The sequence below is a fragment of the Belliella marina genome, from assembly GCF_042682445.1.
GTDB classification, from domain to species: domain Bacteria; phylum Bacteroidota; class Bacteroidia; order Cytophagales; family Cyclobacteriaceae; genus Belliella; species Belliella marina.
Genome location: NZ_JBHUHR010000046.1, coordinates 53700 through 72618 on the forward strand (window position 1 = coordinate 53700; position 18919 = coordinate 72618).

The 18919-nt window shown below is 42.7% G+C and carries 11 protein-coding genes; all 11 read left to right on the plus strand.

Going from position 1 to position 18919, the window contains the following annotated elements:
• Nucleotides 1-3 precede the first annotated feature (3 nt).
• The 11 genes from iolD (at nt 4) to ACFSKL_RS19370 (ending at nt 18727) form a co-directional block, all read left to right on the plus strand.
• Complete coding sequence (iolD, locus tag ACFSKL_RS19320) at nt 4-1869, plus strand: 3D-(3,5/4)-trihydroxycyclohexane-1,2-dione acylhydrolase (decyclizing) (protein WP_376888483.1); 1866 nt, start codon at nt 4-6, stop codon at nt 1867-1869.
• A 46-nt stretch (nt 1870-1915) separates the two neighbouring features.
• On the plus strand, nt 1916-3499 hold the full coding sequence (locus ACFSKL_RS19325; protein ID WP_376888484.1) for a solute:sodium symporter family transporter: 1584 nt from the start codon (nt 1916-1918) through the stop codon (nt 3497-3499).
• 16 nt (nt 3500-3515) lie between these two features.
• Complete coding sequence (locus tag ACFSKL_RS19330; RefSeq protein ID WP_376888485.1) at nt 3516-4991, plus strand: CoA-acylating methylmalonate-semialdehyde dehydrogenase; 1476 nt, start codon at nt 3516-3518, stop codon at nt 4989-4991.
• 14 nt (nt 4992-5005) lie between these two features.
• Nucleotides 5006-5905 carry a sugar phosphate isomerase/epimerase family protein gene (locus ACFSKL_RS19335; protein WP_376888487.1) on the plus strand — a complete coding sequence of 300 codons (900 nt, stop codon included), beginning with the start codon at nt 5006-5008 and terminating at the stop codon, nt 5903-5905.
• 339 nt (nt 5906-6244) lie between these two features.
• Nucleotides 6245-7276 carry an inositol 2-dehydrogenase gene (gene iolG / locus ACFSKL_RS19340; RefSeq protein WP_376888489.1) on the plus strand — a complete coding sequence of 344 codons (1032 nt, stop codon included), beginning with the start codon at nt 6245-6247 and terminating at the stop codon, nt 7274-7276.
• 421 nt (nt 7277-7697) lie between these two features.
• Complete coding sequence (locus ACFSKL_RS19345; protein WP_376888491.1) at nt 7698-10820, plus strand: SusC/RagA family TonB-linked outer membrane protein; 3123 nt, start codon at nt 7698-7700, stop codon at nt 10818-10820.
• Between the two features lie 11 nt (nt 10821-10831).
• The gene (locus ACFSKL_RS19350) at nt 10832-12442 is read left to right on the plus strand and encodes a RagB/SusD family nutrient uptake outer membrane protein (RefSeq protein ID WP_376888493.1); all 1611 of its coding nucleotides are present in this window, start codon (nt 10832-10834) and stop codon (nt 12440-12442) included.
• Nucleotides 12443-12833: 391 nt separating this feature from the next.
• Nucleotides 12834-13841: a purple acid phosphatase family protein gene (locus tag ACFSKL_RS19355; RefSeq protein WP_376888495.1), complete on the plus strand. Its 1008-nt coding sequence runs from the start codon at nt 12834-12836 to the stop codon at nt 13839-13841.
• Nucleotides 13842-13851: 10 nt separating this feature from the next.
• Nucleotides 13852-15636 carry a hypothetical protein gene (locus tag ACFSKL_RS19360; RefSeq protein ID WP_376888497.1) on the plus strand — a complete coding sequence of 595 codons (1785 nt, stop codon included), beginning with the start codon at nt 13852-13854 and terminating at the stop codon, nt 15634-15636.
• Nucleotides 15637-15649: 13 nt separating this feature from the next.
• Nucleotides 15650-16948 (plus strand): DUF4861 domain-containing protein, encoded by a 1299-nt coding sequence (locus ACFSKL_RS19365; RefSeq protein ID WP_376888499.1) that lies wholly within the window; start codon nt 15650-15652, stop codon nt 16946-16948.
• Nucleotides 16949-17491: 543 nt separating this feature from the next.
• The gene (locus tag ACFSKL_RS19370; RefSeq protein ID WP_376888501.1) at nt 17492-18727 is read left to right on the plus strand and encodes an MFS transporter; all 1236 of its coding nucleotides are present in this window, start codon (nt 17492-17494) and stop codon (nt 18725-18727) included.
• Nucleotides 18728-18919: the final 192 nt, after the last annotated feature.

The window sequence follows — 18919 nt, forward strand, 5'->3', positions numbered from 1 at the left end:
ATCATGAGTACAATAAAATTAACAGTTGCCCAAGCGCTTATAAAATTTCTATCCATGCAAAAAGTGGAAAGAGATGGGATAATCCAACCTTTTTTTGCAGGTTGTTTTGGGATATTTGGTCATGGAAATGTAGGAGGTGTAGGTCAGGCACTTCACCAAATGCCTGAATTTAAATATTATCAGAGCAGGAATGAACAGGCTATGGTGCATACTGCCGCTGCCTATGCCAAGATGAAAAACAGGTTGTCTACTTTTGCATGCACTTCATCCATTGGTCCGGGAGCGACCAATATGATCACGGCGGCAGCAGGTGCAACTATCAATAGGATTCCTGTTTTGCTTTTGCCTGGGGATATATTCGCCACTCGAAAAGTCGACCCTGTTTTACAGCAGTTGGAAGCTTCCTACACACAGGATATTTCTGTCAATGACTGTTTCAAGCCGATTTCAAAATTTTGGGATAGAATCAACAGGCCGGAGCAATTGATCAATTCTCTGCCGGCAGCAATGCGGGTGCTTACTTCCCAGGAAGAAACAGGCGCGGTTACCATTTGTCTTCCACAAGATGTCCAAGCAGAATCTTTTGATTTTCCTGCGTCATTTTTCGAGGAGAAAATCTGGTATATCCCAAGGCCGGTTCCTGAAAAGGAACTGCTGAAGCGTGCGGCCGAACTGATCCGAAATTCCAAAAAGCCTATGATCATAGCCGGTGGAGGAGTAATCTACAGTGAGGCTTCAGGAGAATTGGAGAAGTTTATTGGCCATACGGGCATTCCTGTTGGGGAAACGTATGCGGGAAAAGGATCATTGCCTTATGATCACCCCTTGAATTTGGGGGCAGCTGGGGCTACTGGTACCGAAGGGGCAAATGTATTCAGCACTGAAGCAGATTTGATCATCGGTGTTGGGACCCGATACAGTGATTTTACAACTGCTTCCAAAACCGCCTATCAGAATAAGGACGTTAAGTTCATCAATATCAACATAGCTGCTTTTGACGCATTCAAGCATGGCGCATTGTCTCTGACCGGAGACGCTCGTGCTACACTTGAGGCGCTAGGGGAACTATTGGAGGGTTTCCAAACAGACAATGCTTATACAAACAAAGCCTCAGAGTATAACAGAAGTTGGGATAGCAAGGTAAGTGAGGCATACTCACCGGATTCTGAGGGGATGGTATACCAGTCCGAGGTGATAGGTGCAGTCAATGATTTTTCCAATCCCGAAGATGTGGTATTGTGTGCGGCGGGAAGTCTTCCGGGTGATCTTCACAAACTCTGGAGAACCAGAAATCCCAAAGGATTTCATCTTGAATATGGATTTTCTTGTATGGGATATGAAATAGCAGGAGGGCTAGGAGCAAAGATGGCATGTCCAGAGCGGGAAATATATGTGATGGTTGGAGATGGAAGTTACCTGATGATGGGAACAGAAATCGTCACCTCAATTCAGGAAGGGTATAAGCTGACAATTGTATTGATCAATAACAATGGCTATGCAAGTATTGGAGGCTTGTCCAAGTCATTGGGGACAGAAGGTTTTGGTACATCTTACCAATATAGAAATCCTGAAACGGGACAGCTTGACGGTGGTTATCTACCGGTAGATTTGGCAGAGAACGTAAGGAGTTTGGGTGCAGAATTGATCAAGGTATCCAATATAAAGAGCTTGAATGATGCTCTGAAACAAGCGAAGGGTTACGGAAAGACTACCGTGATCTATGTAGAGACCAAGCCTGAAAGAAAACTTGCAGGATATGGGCATGCTTGGTGGGAAGTTCCTGTTTCGGAAGTTTCAGAAAAGCAGGCTGTACGGGAAGCTTATGGCAAAATGAAGGAAAACCAGAAGAAGCAAAAGTTCTTTCATTGATATATCCAAGAATAAACCCTAGCCATCAAACCCAAAATATTATCCAATGGTATTAACCATCGTCAGTTTTGTATGCTTTACGCTCTTTGTGGCATTTTATTCTTGGTACAAAACCAGAAATGAAAATCTATCCACACAAGAGGGATATTTTCTGGGAGGCAAAAGCCTCACAGGAGTAGTCATAGCCGGATCCATGATTATGACAAACATTTCCACGGAACATCTGGTAGGCATGAATGGCTCTTCCTATAAAAATGGGTTTATCATCGTGGCATGGGAAGTGACTTCCGCACTGGCTTTGATTTTGGCAGCCTTGTATTTTGTCCCCAAATATCTCAAAATGGGACTCATTACCATTCCCCAATATTTGGAAGACCGGTTTGATGCTTCGACCAGATCTTTGGTAGCCTTTTTTCTCTTGGTTTCATTTGCTGTTACCTTATTGCCAATTGTGCTTTTTACTGGGGCGATCAACCTTGAAAGTCTTTTCGAGATCTCCGAATTACTCGGTGTAAGCCATCAGGAAGGCATTTGGATCACGGTCTTGTTTGTGGGGATATTGGGATCAATCTATGCCATTTTCGGAGGGCTCAAGGCTGTTGCCGTATCGGATACCATCAACGGCTATGGCTTGCTGCTGGGTGGTATCTTGATTCCGTTGTTAGCCTTGGTTTTCATTGGGGACGGAAACCCGATCAATGGCATTGTGAAAGTTTTTGAACATGAACCCGAAAAATTCAGTGTTATTGGTGATTCGGACTCAGTGCTTCCCTTTGAAACATTGTTTACAGGATTGATTATCAATCAGATATATTTCTGGTGTATGAACCAAACCATTTTGCAGCGGGCGCTCGGTGCAAAAAACCTTGTGGAGGCCCAAAAAGGCTTGTTGCTTACAGGGGCTTTGAAGCTGTTTGTACCTTTTGTTATCGTATTGCCGGGGGTTATAGGGTTTTATTATTTCGGCGATTCCCTGATGGAAAACCAAGACTTGGTTTACCCTGCTTTGGTCAAGAAAGTACTTCCCGTTGGATTTACAGGGGTCTTTGCAGCAGTGTTGATGGGAGCAGTCTTGAGTACTTTCAATAGCGTATTGAATAGTGCCTCTACAATTTTCAGCATCGATATCTACAAAAGGATCATCCATCCATCCGTAACCGACAAGAACCTCGTAAGAGCCGGGAAGATCTCCGCTACGGTTCTTGCTGTCGTGGCCATCCTGGCTGCACCGATGGTTTCAAATGCCCCGGAGGGATTGTTTCAGTTGCTGCAACAATTGAATGGGATATTCTTTATCCCGATTGCATCCATCATGTTGGCTGGGTTTCTGACTAAGAAAGTCACTGCTTTTGCCGCGAAAATAGCCTTGGTCATAGGCTTGGCATTCTATATCATCGTCACATTTATCTTGAAGCTGGACATTCATTTTGTACATGTTTGGGGCATAGAGTTTTTGCTCAATTGTGCCATCATGTTCTTGGTGTCCTACTTTGTCCCAGCTCCCGAAAAGACAGTGAAAAAATATCCCCTCGGTAATTTTCAGATGGAGGGGTGGCAATATGCCGGGTTGGTGTCCACGATTCTGGTCATCATCACTATTGCCGTGTATATCATATTTGGTTCTATTTAAAAATTGGAGAATTATAATGGAAAAACTCAAAAACTATATCAATGGACAGTGGGTAGCAAGTGCTGAAACACAGACTACCCCAGTCATCAATCCTGCTACCCAAGAGACTTTGGCGACAGTACCTTTTGGAATAGGGACTGCCAAGGATTTGGATGCAGCGGTGCAAAGTGCGCATGAAGCTTATTTGGAATGGAAAAATGTACCGGTCATGCAAAGGGTTCAGCCACTTTACAAGCTAAAGGTGCTTTTGGAGCAAAATCAGGAAGAATTGTCAAGAATCATCACCTTGGAGTGCGGTAAGACAATCGTAGAATCAAGGGCTGAGCTTCAGCGTGCCATAGAAAATGTGGAAACTGCTTGTGCGACTCCAACTTTGATCCAGAGCGAGTTTTCGGAAAACATCGCCAGGGGAGTTGATGAGTTTATGATTCGCCAAGCTTTGGGAGTCTGTGTCTGTATTGCCCCTTTCAATTTTCCGGGGATGATCCCTTTCTGGTTTTTGCCTTATGCCATTGCTTGTGGCAATTCCTTTATCATCAAGCCATCGGAAAAGGTTCCTTTGACAATGGTCAAGGTGTTTGAATTGATGGAAAACATTGGGTTGCCTAAAGGCTTGGTGAGTCTGGTGCACGGGGGTAAAGAGACCGTGGATGCCATGCTTGGGCATCCAAAAGTGAAAGCTGTGAGTTTTGTCGGGTCTACCTCTGTAGCCCGGTATATTTACAGCAAAGGTGCTGCCAACGGCAAACGTGTCCAGGCACAGGGAGGAGCAAAAAACCCAGTGGTCATCATGCCTGATGCCGACTTGGAGGTGACTGCCAATATCATAGCGGATAGTGTCTATGGCTGTGCAGGGCAGCGTTGCCTTGCTGCATCCAATATCATCACGGTCGGTGATGGCGGTGGTCAGATCAAAGAGAGTATTTATGAAGCGGCAAAGAAAAAGGTCACAGGTTTTGGGCTTGATGAGTCTGTAGAGATGGGACCGGTGATTTCTTCCCAGAGCAAGTCACGGGTCGAAATGCTGATAGAAAAAGGGATAGGGGAAGGTGCAAATCTTCTATTGGATGGTAGAGGTCATCAAGTTTCGGGATACCAAAATGGAAATTTTATCGCCCCTAGCATTTTGGAAGGACTTCCACTTGGTGGAGAATTGGTCAAAACGGAAATATTTGGGCCTGTCATGAGTCTTTTGCCCATGAAGGATATCGAGCAGGCCATCGCATTTATCAACTCCAACAATTATGGAAACATGGCCTGCATCTTTACCAGTAGTGGGGCGAGTGCACGAAAGTTCAGAAATGAAGCGGATGCAGGAAATATCGGGGTCAATATAGGTGTCGCTGCCCCAATGGCCCAATTTCCATTCAGTGGATGGAATGATAGCTTTTTTGGAGATCTACATGGCCAGGGAAGACATGGGATTGAGTTTTTTACACAGACTAAAGTAGTAATTGAGCGTTGGCCACGCGAATGGACCAGGAAATTCTAAACATTTAACAGCAGATGATAAAAATAGCAAATGCCCCGTGTTCATGGGGAGCTTTGGAATTTGGCCTTGAAGGGGAATCCAAAGGATATATGGAAGTCCTGACAGAAATGCAGACTTCAGGGTATGTAGGTTCGGAGCTTGGAGATTGGGGTTTTATGCCTACAGATCCCCCAGCACTGAAAAAGGTGATAACCGATATTGATTTTTGGATTCCCGGTGCTTTTGTACCTGTAGCTTTGGCCAAAGAATCAGAACATTCAATAGGAGTGGAAAAGGCATTAAATGTCGCCAAGCTATTGGTTGATGCTGGCTTTAAAGATGCATTTATCGTGCTTGCCGATGAAAATGGTTCGGTTCAGGAAAGAACCCAAAATGCTGGAAGGATCGGGGAAGGGATGGGCTTAAATGAAGATGAGTGGAACGTATTTGCCAAAGGAGCCAATAGGATTGCAAGGGAGTTGAAAGAAAAATATGGGCTGAGGACTGTGTTTCACCATCACTGTGCAGGCTATGTGGAAACTGAGGGAGAGATAGATAAACTGATGCTGATGACGGATCCTGATCTGTTAGGTCTTTGCTTGGATATGGGACACTGTATGTTTGGTGGAGGTGATCCTGTCCGGGTACTCAAAAACCACTATGATAGAGTTTGGCATGTGCATTTCAAAGATTTTGACCCCGAGGTAGGAAGAAAAAGCAAAGCCAATAACTGGGATTATTTCGAATCGGTCAAAGAAGGTGTTTTCTGTAAGTTGGGGGAAGGTGCGGTTGATTTTGAAAAGATTGTGGAAATATTGCTGGAAAAAGGTTACAGTGGATGGATTGTGGTGGAGCAGGATGTCCTTCCCGGGATGGGCAGCCCTTTGCTATGCGCAGAGCACAACAGGAAATACATTCAAAAACTGGGGTTGTAAAGTATCTGCGCTTACCGCAACAAGGAAGTCTCTATTGGTATGGATATGTTTTGTTTACCCTCGGTCTGTGTCCCCACAGACCAAATGTACACCTCATTTCCATCTCTTTGGTCTGTGACCCCGCAAACCAAAAGGGTTCCTTGTTTCCACCTCCTTGGTTTGTGTCCCCACAGGCCAAAAGGACACATCGTTTCGAGATTGTAGAAAGCAATTTCCCTTATTTATTGCAAGAATCAAATTGATTTTTCAGATCCATGGCCAAGGTTTATCCAAGTTCCTGATCTGAAAAATTGGTTGAGTAAAATTTCGTCCAAATAAGTCAATAAAATCAAATGCACCATGAAAAATATTAAAGTTGGATTGATCGGAATGGGAAGGATTGGAAAGATCCATTTCGATAACCTAAAAAACCAAATCGAGCATGTAGAAGTGCTTGCGATCTCAGATCCTTTTTTCGTAAAAGATGTAGGTGTGCCTAATCTCAGCCCAGAAGCGTTGATTCAGCATCCTGATATTGATGCTGTGATCATTTGCTCCCCAACGGATACCCATGCAGATTATATCTCATTATGCGCTCAGGCTGGTAAGCATATTTTTTGTGAAAAACCACACGACTTGTCGATAGGGAGGGTTTTGGAGACGTTGAAGGAAGTAAAAGGTAGTGGGGTGAATCTAATGCTAGGTTTCAATAGAAGATTTGACCCAAATTTCCAAAAAATACGGTCTTTGGTTCAAGAAGGGGAAATAGGGGATGTCCATTTGCTGAAAATCACCAGCAGAGACCCTGCACCACCATCATTGGAGTACCTCAAAAGTTCGGGGGGAATGTTCTTGGATATGACCATACATGATTTTGATATGGCAAGGTTTATCATGGGCAAGGAAGTAGTGGAGGTATTTGCTGTTGCTGGCGCTTTTGCATCAGAAGATGTGCGTAAGGCAGGGGATATTGATACAGCAGTCATTACATTGAAGTATGAAGATGGGACAATGGCAGTGATTGACAACAGCCGCAAGGCCATCTATGGCTATGATCAAAGATTGGAGATTTTTGGATCCAAAGGAATGGCTAAAGTTGACAACAACAAGCCAGACACACATGTGCTTTACAATCAACATGGGGCCCATGGAGCCTTGCCGTTAAATTTTTTCATGGAAAGATATACAATGTCATACCAGATAGAAATGCAAAAATTCATACAAGCACTCTCAGAGGGAGGTGCCATGCCTATCTCGGGAATAGATGGCCTGAAGGCGATGATGATCGCATTGGCAGCACAGAAATCCGTTGAGAAAAACCGCCCGGTATTTATCAGTGAAATCTCGGAAGATAAAGTTGGTTCAGTTTATTCTGAACAAATTACTCCATAGTTAATCATGTTTTAAGTGTAAAAATACCACGAATAAGTGTCATGCAAACCTTTGCATAAATCGATTTTGTTCCAGAGAAAATTTGTTGTTAATATAGCATAGGCAATGAAGAAAATCACTAACGTGAAATACAGTTGAAATTAAAGGCAGAATACAATCGTCATCCAATCCAAAGTCTGAAATCTCACCTTAAGTTTTGCTGAAAGTAAACTGATATTGAAAGTGTCATTTTCTCCAAGTCTATCCATTTGAGGTTGTTAGGGAATAAGTAAATATTATATTGAGTAATTATTAATTTCTAAGTTGATCAAACGATAAATCAGCTCATGGAATTCCCTTGCCTAAAATCCAAGGAATCGAGTTCGATTCACTTGCTTCTACGTTGACCCAAAATCAAATACTAACAATAATCCAAAATCAAATGAAAAGAATCCTTACCAATTTAAATTGGATAGCGTATTTCGGGAAGAGATATCTGCTAATTCCAAACCTCAGATTATTATCACTCACAATTAGTTTACTGTTTGTGGGGATGATGGCAGCACAAGCACAAAGTTCCACCATAACAGGCGTAGTCATATCAGGAGAGGATAATCAGCCCTTTCCTGGTGTGACTGTCATGGTGAAAGGTACCACCAATGGCGCAGTGACAGATCTGGATGGTGCATTTTCCATCAATGTCAACGATCCTTCAAGTGCTACTTTGGTATTCTCCTTCATTGGGTTTATGACCCAAGAAGTGGCGCTGAACAATAGAAGTTTCGTGGAAGTAACCATTGAACCAGATATTTCCCAATTGGATGAAGTAGTAGTGATAGGTTATGGGGAGTCCAAGAGAAGGGATCTTACCGGTGCAGTAGGGTCGATGAACTCTGACAATATCAAAGAAACGAACAAAGTCAATGCATTCCAGGCACTTCAGGGACAGATAGCTGGGGTAAATATCCAAGCTGCAGATAATAAGCCCGGTGGGGGATTCAATGTACGGATCCGAGGTGCAAATACAATCAATGGAAATGAGACGGTTGATCAAGGTGGATTTAGTGCAGGACAAAACCCTTTGTTCATAGTAGATGGGATTTTTGTCAATGACATTTCCTTTTTGAACCCTTCAGATATAGAGCGGATGGATGTACTTAAGGATGCTTCGGCTACGGCTATTTATGGTTCTAGGGGAACCAATGGGGTAGTGATTATCGAAACCAAAAAAGGGGCAAAAGGAAAACTTTCGGTACAATATGACAATTATATTGGCGTACGGCAGGCATACAATATTCCCGATATGTTTCAGGGAGAAGAGTTTGTTCAGTATTTCAAAGATGCTGTAGTAGGAAACCAGTGGGCTGGAGGCAACAGAGACTTTACCGTAAACGATGTCGTACTGAGTGATTTCATGAGACCCAATGAAATAGCAAATGTCAACGCAGGAAGATTTACCAACTGGCTAGATTTGGTCACAACCACTGGTTTTCAGCAAAACCATACCGTGAATCTAAGTGGTGGAAATGACAATTCCATTTATGGGTTTGGTGTGGCATATACCCAAGATGAAGGGACATTTGCGGGCGAAGATTACGAACGTGTCAACCTGAGGGCGAATGTAAACAGCAACCTTTCTAAGCACGTCACCTTGGGATTCAGCAACTATGCTTCATTTGCCATCAGAAATGAGGGGAGCAGGGAAGGGCTTAGAAGTGCCTACAGGTTGAGACCTACAGGATCACCTTATGAAGCAGATGGGGAATTGAAATTTTTCCCAATCGAAGGGGAAACATTTATTTCAAATCCATTGTTCGAACCCGAATCCATGACAATGGAAACCAGAACCATGAATTACCTGAGTAATCTTTCCCTTGGGGTGACTCCTATCAAAAACCTGAAAATCACCTCCAACTTCTCCCCAAATATAGAGTTTATGAGATATGGGGAATACAGGGGAAGATACAATAAATCAACCAACGGAATCATCCAAAACACAAGGGCTGATGTGACCAATGGAAACCGCATCTCCTACACATGGGATAATATCATCAATTATAACACTCAGTTTGGAGATGACCATGTGATCAATGCCACTTTTGTATATTCTATGTTCTCTGATAGGTTTGAGAATTACAGGATGCAGAGAAGAGGGTATACTACAGACCAGTTTTTGTTCTACAATATGCAGGCTGGACCAGATGTAAGGGATGTTACCAGCGGGCTAATCAAACAAACCTTGGAATCCTATACAGCACGGGTAAATTACAATTTGAAAGACAAATATCTGCTCACATTGACAGGGAGATATGACGGATCTTCTATGTTGGCTGAAGGCAACAAATGGGCATTTTTCCCATCCGCTGCAGTCGCGTGGAGGGTTTCTGATGAGTCTTTCATGAAGGGACAGAGTACAGTTGAAGACCTCAAAGTCCGATTGAGTTATGGTGAGACAGGCAACAATGGTGGCGGAGGTGGACTGGCACCCCTTGGGTCACAATCTTTGATAGGTTCCAGGTTTACCAATTTGGGTGGCCAAGCTATACAGACAGCCTATATCACTAATTTGGTCAATAGGGACCTCACCTGGGAAAGAACCAAAGAAATTAACTTGGGGATTGATTTTGGATTTTTCAAAAACAGGCTGTATGGTTCTTTGGACTTATATGAAAGACAAAATACGGGTATCATATTTTACAGGCCAACTTCTATTATGACAGGTCATACCGGTGTTTTTGAAAATATAGGCAATGCGACCAACAGGGGAATAGAGCTATCACTCAATTCTGTCAACTTTGACAATGGGAATTTCCGATGGACTTCCTCCCTCAATTTTGCAAGCAATAGAAATAGGATTACCAAATTGACAGGTCAAACTGATGAGATTTTGTTTGGTGTCCAAGCGGGTTCTTATATCCACAGGGTAGGGGAATCGATAGGTTCTATCTATACTTGGGTATTTGATGGAATCTGGCAACTGGATGAATTGGAACAAGCCCAAGCTGTTGGCCAATTGCCAGGGCAGGTCAAGGTGAAAGACATCAACAATGATGGGGTAATCGATGCCAATGACAGGGATATCATAGGAAATAACCTACCAAAATGGACAGGCGGGATTTCCAATACATTCAATTATAAGAATTTTGATTTTTCTTTCTTTGTCCATACGCTTCAGGGAGCTACATCTGCGAGTTATTTCCATATCTCCCATTCTGGGTATTATAATGTCTTGGCAAGGTTCAATAGTTTGAAAACAAATTATTGGACACCGGACAACCCATCCAATGAATGGCATCAGCCGAGTAACGATGGTCCTTTTGCAGAGCCTTTGGTGTATAGGGATGTGTCATTTGTAAAGGTTGGCTACATCACTTTGGGGTACAATTTTGGGGAGTCTGTCATCAAGCCTCTGAAAGTGAATAGTCTAAGGGTTTATTTTACCGCACAAAATCCATTTACATTCACTTCGTATGAAGGGTGGGATCCTGAGACAGCAGCCAGAAACAGCTGGGGCTCTGCGTCTCTTTCCAGAATCTTGATGGGTGGTATCAATGTCAAATTTTAATCGAATCCAACATGAAAACTTTCAATAAAAATATAAACATACTTTGCTTGGTGGCAATGTTGTTTGCAACACTGGGCTGCAGTGATTTTCTTGACGAAGAGAATAAAACTTTCGAATCAGATGTGGTAGCGAGGTTAGATCCTGCATTCTTTGACCAATTGGTAGCGGAGGTTTATGATAGGATGCGGGGGGTAACCTCTGCCTATGACTTGGAACATACGGGTACAGATATATTTACCAGGGGTGATATCATAGCTGGGATAAGTGAGATCAACGATTATGTGAACTTGAGACCAGTGAATGGAGCTGTATCGAATCATTGGTATGTCAATTATAGATTGATTTCTGCCGTAAATACGGCAATTGACCGCTCTGAGGAAATTGTAGGCTTGACCGCAGACAAGAAAACTATTGGTATTGCGGAAGCGAAGTTCTTCAGAGGCTTTGCATACTTTAGTTTGGTGGAGCAGTTTGGTGGTGTCCCTTTGGTTTTGAATGAAATCAGGACTGCCCAGTTTGAATTTGTCAGAAATTCGGAGCAAGAAGTATACGATCAGATTATTCTGGATCTCAATGATGCCCTGCAAGGTGTGTTGGAGAATCCCTCTGCTTATGGCAGGGTTTCGAAGAATGCGGTAAGACATCTTTTGTCAAAAGTATTGTTGACAAAAGGGTATAAAAGCTTTGGGACTCCAGCTGATTTTACCCAAGCAGCAGCACTTGCCGAGACAGTAATCAGTGCACACCCTTTGGTGAATAGTTATGCTTCCCTCGTATCCAGGGAGAACCAAAGAAACAGCGAGGTGATATTTTCGGTTTTATACGGTTCAAGTCCTGTTTCCCGTGGTGTTGGAAATAGCAGGCATTTGCTGTTTAAGTTTGTATATGATGTTTATCCTGGCCAAACTAGGTCTACTTTGTACCATAGAGGCCTGGGTTCAGCACCTACACCGTTTTTCTATAGCTTGTTTGCTGAAGGAGATCAAAGGGAAGCTGCTACTGTACGCAGATTGTTGTTGGCTGAAGTGAGCAATCCAGATGCAAATATCATGGCTGGTGATACTTCTATTTATTTTCCAAAAACACCTTGGAGTCAGGCTGTGATCCAAAGCAAACCCTATGTGGTGGTAAATCCAGCAAATTATTTTATTCCAAACGGTTTTACCCAAGTTCAATACCCTATGTTCAGGAAATTTGATGACCCGGGAGTCCCTTATACCAACCCTGGAATCAACCCTGATGGGGAACGGGATGCCATCATCATGAGATCGGGAGAGACGAGGTTGTTGGCAGCCGAAGCCTATTTGCAACTTAACAATTCAGCAAAAGCAGCTGAGCATCTCAATGCGGTAAGAGCAAGGGCAGGTCTGAATCAGCCAATTGCTGCTGGACAAGTAAATATAGATTTGATTTTGGATGAGAGTGCAAGGGAATTGGCTGGTGAAGTAAGCCGATGGATGGATCTCAAACGTACAGGTAAATTGATCGAAAGGGTACTGGCACACAATCCACATGCAGCGCTCAACAATGCCATCAAACCATTCCATTTGCTGAGGCCTATTCCACAAACTGAGATTGACTATACAGGTGGTACTTTGACCCAGAATCCACAGTACAATTAAGAGTCATTGTCGTTTGGGTAAGGACTTAAGGTTTTCTGCTGAAATTTGAACTTACACTTTATTTGGTGAAAAGGTCATAAGAAAGATTTAAACCAGATAGGTCTCGTTTCCAAACTAAACGGCTTTGATCTGTAAATTCTAAATGAATATGTGACTATATTTGGTATAGGGAATTATTCCAAATACCCAATATAGTCACTTTTTTAACCCGACTTATGCATTAGGTTTCGTAGTGAGGGTTGAAAACACAAGAAAACCAGTCACTTTGGAGAGTGATGCGTAGCTTTGCTACGGTGAACTCGAAAAGTGAAGCAAAGTGTCTGGTTTTGAAGTGTTTTAAACCCGTAATAGAAATTCTAGTGCATAAGCCGGGTTTAAATAACAAGCCACTATGATAAACACTACCAAAAAATCCTTGAAAGCTACAGGGAATTTCAAAAATCAACTGAAATATTTGTTTTTTGGATGCATGCTCTTGGGTGGATTCCAAAGCCAACTGATTGCCCAGCAGGAACCCCTTAGTAGCAAATTGTCTCCCGATGCACTGAATTTTATCGTACTGGGCGATTGGGGAAGGTATGGTGATGACCATCAGATACAGGTAGCAGATCAGATAGCGAAAACCGCCAAGGAAATCCATGCCCAGTTTTTTATCAGTGTAGGGGATAATTTTTATCCCAAGGGTGTTGCCAGTGTACAAGATGCGCATTGGCATTATTCCTTTGAAGATGTGTACAAAGATTTTGCACACCAAAGGGAATGGTATAGCATTCTTGGAAACCATGACTATATGGGTAATCCTGATGCCCAAGTGGAGTATACAAACATCAGCAGGCGCTGGGTTATGCCAGGAAGATATTATACCAAAGACTTCAGGCTCAAAGGAAGCAAGGACAATCTTCTCCAGATTACTTTTATAGATACCAATCCCTTGATCCCCGAATTTTATAACAATGCAGAATATGGGCCAAATGTTATGACCCAGGATACTGTCGCTCAGATTGGCTGGTTGAAGGAAACATTGTCCCGAGATGATAAAAGATGGAAATTGGTGATTGGCCATCATCCTATGTTTACGGCAAGTGAGAAGAGGCGGGAAGGTTATGATACACGGTCTATCAGAAGCAGCTTGCGGGGGATTTTGGAATCCAATCAGGTAGATGCCTATATTTCCGGCCATGACCACAGTTTGCAACATTTGTTGCCAGAGGGCGGTGTACACCATTTTATTTCAGGTTCGGCTTCAGAAGCTACCGATGTAGGAACACTTCCTTTCAGCAAATTTGCAAAAAAGGAGTTTGGCTTCTTGGTATTTTCAGCCACTGTTGACCAGATTCAGGTTTTTGCGATTTCCCATTCCGGGGAGTTGCTATACGAAACCAGCATTGTAAGACAATAAGATTATTAGAATGAAAAAGATATCCAGAAAAACATTTATCAAACAATCGGCTAGTTTGGGATTGTTGACCACATTGGTTCCATTTGCTTCGAATGTTTGGGCAGCTGGCCCAAAATTATCTTCAACAGACAAAAAAATATTGGATAGGTTGGTCCGATCAAATGACCAATTGACTGCCCAGTTGATTTTGCCCGAAAACAGCAATCCAAAATCCTATGTCAGGCAGCAAGGGTATGATTTTGCTGTGCTGACTGCCAGTTATTGCCATCCGGAATCTTCATTTCATAACAATCCCAGGGTATTGGAAAGGATGGAGGGGTTGACGGCATTTTTGCTTTCACAGCAGCGTGCTGATGGTACCATGAATACAGGTAATCTCGAATCACCTCCAGATACTGCCTTTGTGATGGAGCCACTTTGCGCTGCAGCCAAGATTCTGAGGGATCAAAGCCAACCAGCTTTGGCAAAGGTAAAATTCGATCTCAAGAAATTCATCACCAATGCAGGTGAGGCACTGGTGACTGGCGGAATCCATACTCCAAACCACCGCTGGGTATTGAGTGCTGCATTGGCCAAAATCAACCATGTGTATCCAGATGAAAGGTATGTAAACCGGGTAGATGACTGGTTGGGTGAGGGGATATTTATTGATGAAGATGGACATTATCCTGAGCGAAGCATGAATTATTCGGCAGTGGAGAATGAAGCATTTATCACCATGGCCAAGTTACTCGACAAGGAAGAACTGTTGGAGCCGGTGAGGAAAAACCTGGAAATGTCTTATTACTATATGGAGCCAAATGGTGATTTGGTTACATTCGATTCCAGACGTCAGGATCAATATTCACACAAAAATATTGTTTCCCAATATTTGAATTTCCGATACTTGGCAATCAAAGACAACAATCCATTTTTCGCTGGAATAGCCAGACAGATAGAAGGGTTTGAGGGTTTTGAGGCTGAAATTGTCCGTGGAGGCCTCTACTATTTTATGGAACATGAAATACTCCAGGAAGAAATGCCACCATCCGCACCGCTTCCAAGGGACTATGCCAAAGTATTTCCCACAAGCAGCCTGGCAAGAATCCGCAGGGAGGACACGACAATGACTATTTTCGGAGGAGTGGATTGGCCGCTTATCATCGCCTCTGGCAGATCGATCAGCCCCAATTTCTTTTCTTACAGAAAAGGTGAGGCAATCCTCAAGCATATCAGAATGTCTTCCGCATTTTTCAGCATGGGACATTTTAGAAGTGATGGACTAGAAGACAAAGATGGACAGTACATCCTGTACAAAAAACTTCAAGCTCCCTACTACCAACCACTGCCACAAAACCTCAGGAATGAAGCGGGGGATTACGAGTTGGGACCAAGTGTGGATGGCAGGTTTTGGAGCAAAATGTCATTTGAAGACAGGCCTGTCAGCAATGTAAAAACCTTGGAAAGTAAAATCACCATTCAGGAAAACAAGGGGCAAGCAGATTTATTGATAGAAGTGACCGGCTTGGAAGGGGTTCCGGTGACTGTGGAGCTTTGCTTTGACGAAGGCGGAGAATTTACGGGAGTCAGCGATGTGGTGGATACACAAGGAAACCGGTTTCTGGAGGAAGGAATGGGAAGTTATAAAAATGGCAAAGATGAAATCACCTTCGGTCCTGGTATCAAGAAACATGGAAATATTTACCGTCTTGATGGAGAAATGTACACGGTTCACTTCGGAACCTTAAGAACAACAGGAAACCATGTGTATCTCACTGGAATGACACCTTTTACCCATACCCTTACCCTCAAGTAAAACCAAAGCCTTTATGAATCTTAGCAGAAAAATCGGAATCGTTTCTTTGGTTGGAATTATGGGGTTGACTTCTTGTCAAAGGGAAGATCAAGCTCAATACTTTGATATTCAGCTGGGATATACTGGAAGCATCGACCTTGATGAAAAGACCGTGATCATCCCGAGAAGCCATTTTACAGAAATAAAAGATGGGGATTTCTACCCGATCATCTTGACGGAAAAGAACGATACCTTGCCAGCTCAGTTTGACGACTCGGATGGTGATGGGATTTGGGATGAGTTGTTTTTCCTTACTGACCTCAAAGCTGGAGAGAAAAGAAACTTTAAATTGATGTTGCTGGAAAATAAGCCGAAGTTCGAAAAGCGCGTCAATGTAAGGTTTGGGGTTCGGGCTTCGGAGAATGACATTGTGAAACCTGCCATAAGCCACACATTTTATCCAGACCAACTTCCAGGAGTGATGGGATATCAGCCTTATCAAACCGATGGTCCTTCTTGGGAAAATGACTGTGTGGGTTTCAGACATTACTTGGATGGAAGGAATTCCAAAGACGTATTTGGAAAAAAAGTCAAATATATGTCCCCGGATGATGTGGGGATCAATGAAGCTGGGGTCACCGAGGACAATTACCATGTGATGGAAGATTGGGGTCGGGATATTTTGGCAGTAGGAAACTCTGTAGGAATTGGTGGCTATGGGTTGAGGATTGGGGATCACTTGGCAAGGTTAGGGGTGACTGAGCAGGATTCACTCAACAATGTATCGGAGACTGATTATATCGTTTTGGCAAATGGCCCTATTCGGGGACTGATGAAGTTCGATTACCATGATTGGAATCCAGAAGGACTTGGACGAACATACCAAGTAGAGGAATTTACTTCTATTTGGCCAGGTATGCATGGTTATCAAAACACGGTAAGCATTTCGGGGATTCAGGGAGATGAAGAAATGGTGATTGGCTTGGTCAATTCCAGGACGGACAAGCCATTGGTTCAAATGGAAGTAGGGGAGTTTCAAGTGCTTTATACACATGATCTACAGACCTATGAGAAGGAATGGTATTTGGGCTTGGCGCTAATAGTGCCGAAAGAATATTACATAGGTTTTACTGAAGCCCCGAAGGAAGGATCCCTTTCGAATAGCTATTTGGCCAGAATGAAGATTGAAGATGGAAAACAGCTTTCATATTATGCAGTAGCTGCCTGGGAGCTTGCTGATGAAAAATTTAGGGAAGAGGCATACTTCAAAAACTATCTAAAAACACTTGCTGAAAACCTTGGTGCGGAGGTAGATATCCAAGTCCGTAGATAAATTATGAGAACAGTTATTAGTTAGTTGAGTGAATAGTTATTAGGTGATTAAGTTGATTTAGAGCCTATAGTAAAGGTTAATTGCTAAGCCAATTTCATTCAATAACCAAATATGATTACCCGCAATGATACCAGTAAGTTAATTTAAGCAATTAGTGTATCAATCTGGGGGGAAATGCCTCGCCTTTAGGTGAAGACTTTAGTGTTTTTTCTTTGTGAACTTGGTGTTTTTACTTGGTGATCATTGTGGTAAAAATTATAACCACAAAGATCACCAAGTTTTTCACAAAGAACACTAAGTCTCGGATTCACTTTAGTCTCCTTTAGACGAAACCAAACCTATCGGTCTTTAGCCGATAGTTGTTTAGTTATTGCAGATAATTGTCGACAATTCACAGATGATAGTCAACTGATGCTCAAATTATAATGAACACATAATTTAAATGGCTACTTGCAAAGTAGCATATAACTTAATTCTCAATAACCTATTCCCTTACTCAACTATTCCCCAATAACCAATCCACCAATCCCACTGCAAAAAAGTATGAAAAAAAGCCACCACATACTCGTATTGATTTTTTTAATATTCTTTGTCATATCATTGCTGACGAACATTTTGGGTCCGATCATTCCAGCTATCATCGAAAGTTATTCATTGAGTTTGGGCTTAGCTGGGTTTTTGCCATTTTCATTTTTTGTGGCATATGGAGTCATGTCACTTCCGGCAGGTTTGTTGGTCGAAAAATACCAAGAGAAGAGAATATTGCTGTTTGCCTTTGGCCTGGCAGCCGCTGGAGCCTTGATTTTTGCGATCAATGCAAGTTTTACAGCTGCTTTGGTTTCTCTATTTATAATTGGGATAGGAATGGCCATGCTACAAGTTGTGATCAATCCATTGCTAAGGACGACAGGTGGAGAAGCGAATTTTGCCTTCTATTCAGTTTTGGGGCAATTGGCATTTGGGGCAGCTTCCTTTTTGAGTCCTCAGCTTTACAGTTATTTGGTACTGAACATCCATAGCGGTTCCGATATCAGTTATTTCAGATGGATGGAAGCAATGGTACCAGCTGAGCTTGCTTGGTTATCGGTTTACTGGGTATTTGCCTTGGTCTCTATTATGATGATTCTGATCATTTCGACGGTCAAATTCCCCAAAGTCAACCTGCAGGAAGATGAAAAGATTGAGTTGGGGGGCAAATTGAAGAACCTGCTTCAAATGAGAATTGTCTGGTTGTATTTTCTGGGTATATTTTGCTATGTTGGCAGTGAGCAGGGCATTGCAAATTGGATATCAAAGTTCCTTCAAGATTATCATGGACTGGATCCTGCTACCACAGGCGCTACGACAATCTCGTACTTTTGGGGCTTGTTGACGATAGGTTGCTTATTGGGCTTGGTCCTTCTCAAGCTGATAGATAGCAAAATGGTTTTGTTGATATTTAGTTCTGGAGCAATTTTATCCCTGTTATTTGCATTGAATGGAAGTCAGTCAATCGCTTTGGTAGCATTTCCCTTGACAGGTTTTTTCCTGTCGGTCATGTGGTCGGTAATCATCTCATTGGCATTGAACTCCGTATCCTTTGGGCATGGCACCTTTGCAGGAATCCTTTGTAGTGCCATTGTGGGAGGTGCAGTTTTTCCATTGGTTATTGGAGGTTTTGCAGATCAGTTTGGCTTGCAAAATGCGATGTATATACTCCTTGTCCCCTTGGCTTTCATCTTGTCCATAGGGATTTGGGCCAAACCATTGGTTGCTAATTCAAGAATAAAGGGGATTTAGTCAAATTTATATAGTATGAATTTGTGGGAAAAAATCAAAACCGAGTTATTATTTATGTTTGCGATGCTGCTGATGGGCGCGGAAAACAACGTGATACTTTATAACCTGAGTTCGACTATTCTCACTTTGTCAACCTGCCTGCCGGCAGGCAGGAACGGTTTTAAATGGTGAGAACTACGAAAAGAAGGTGCG

Excerpts from the sequence above, each read along its gene's own strand:
- ACFSKL_RS19370 (WP_376888501.1), top strand. The coding sequence starts at position 17,492 with ATGAAAAAAAGCCACCACATACTCGTATTGATTTTTTTAATATTCTTT.
- ACFSKL_RS19335 (WP_376888487.1), top strand. The coding sequence starts at position 5,006 with ATGATAAAAATAGCAAATGCCCCGTGTTCATGGGGAGCTTTGGAATTT.
- iolD (WP_376888483.1), top strand. The coding sequence starts at position 4 with ATGAGTACAATAAAATTAACAGTTGCCCAAGCGCTTATAAAATTTCTA.
- ACFSKL_RS19345 (WP_376888491.1), top strand. The coding sequence starts at position 7,698 with ATGAAAAGAATCCTTACCAATTTAAATTGGATAGCGTATTTCGGGAAG.
- ACFSKL_RS19350 (WP_376888493.1), top strand. The coding sequence starts at position 10,832 with ATGAAAACTTTCAATAAAAATATAAACATACTTTGCTTGGTGGCAATG.
- ACFSKL_RS19325 (WP_376888484.1), top strand. The coding sequence starts at position 1,916 with ATGGTATTAACCATCGTCAGTTTTGTATGCTTTACGCTCTTTGTGGCA.
- iolG (WP_376888489.1), top strand. The coding sequence starts at position 6,245 with ATGAAAAATATTAAAGTTGGATTGATCGGAATGGGAAGGATTGGAAAG.
- ACFSKL_RS19360 (WP_376888497.1), top strand. The coding sequence starts at position 13,852 with ATGAAAAAGATATCCAGAAAAACATTTATCAAACAATCGGCTAGTTTG.
- ACFSKL_RS19330 (WP_376888485.1), top strand. The coding sequence starts at position 3,516 with ATGGAAAAACTCAAAAACTATATCAATGGACAGTGGGTAGCAAGTGCT.
- ACFSKL_RS19355 (WP_376888495.1), top strand. The coding sequence starts at position 12,834 with ATGATAAACACTACCAAAAAATCCTTGAAAGCTACAGGGAATTTCAAA.
- ACFSKL_RS19365 (WP_376888499.1), top strand. The coding sequence starts at position 15,650 with ATGAATCTTAGCAGAAAAATCGGAATCGTTTCTTTGGTTGGAATTATG.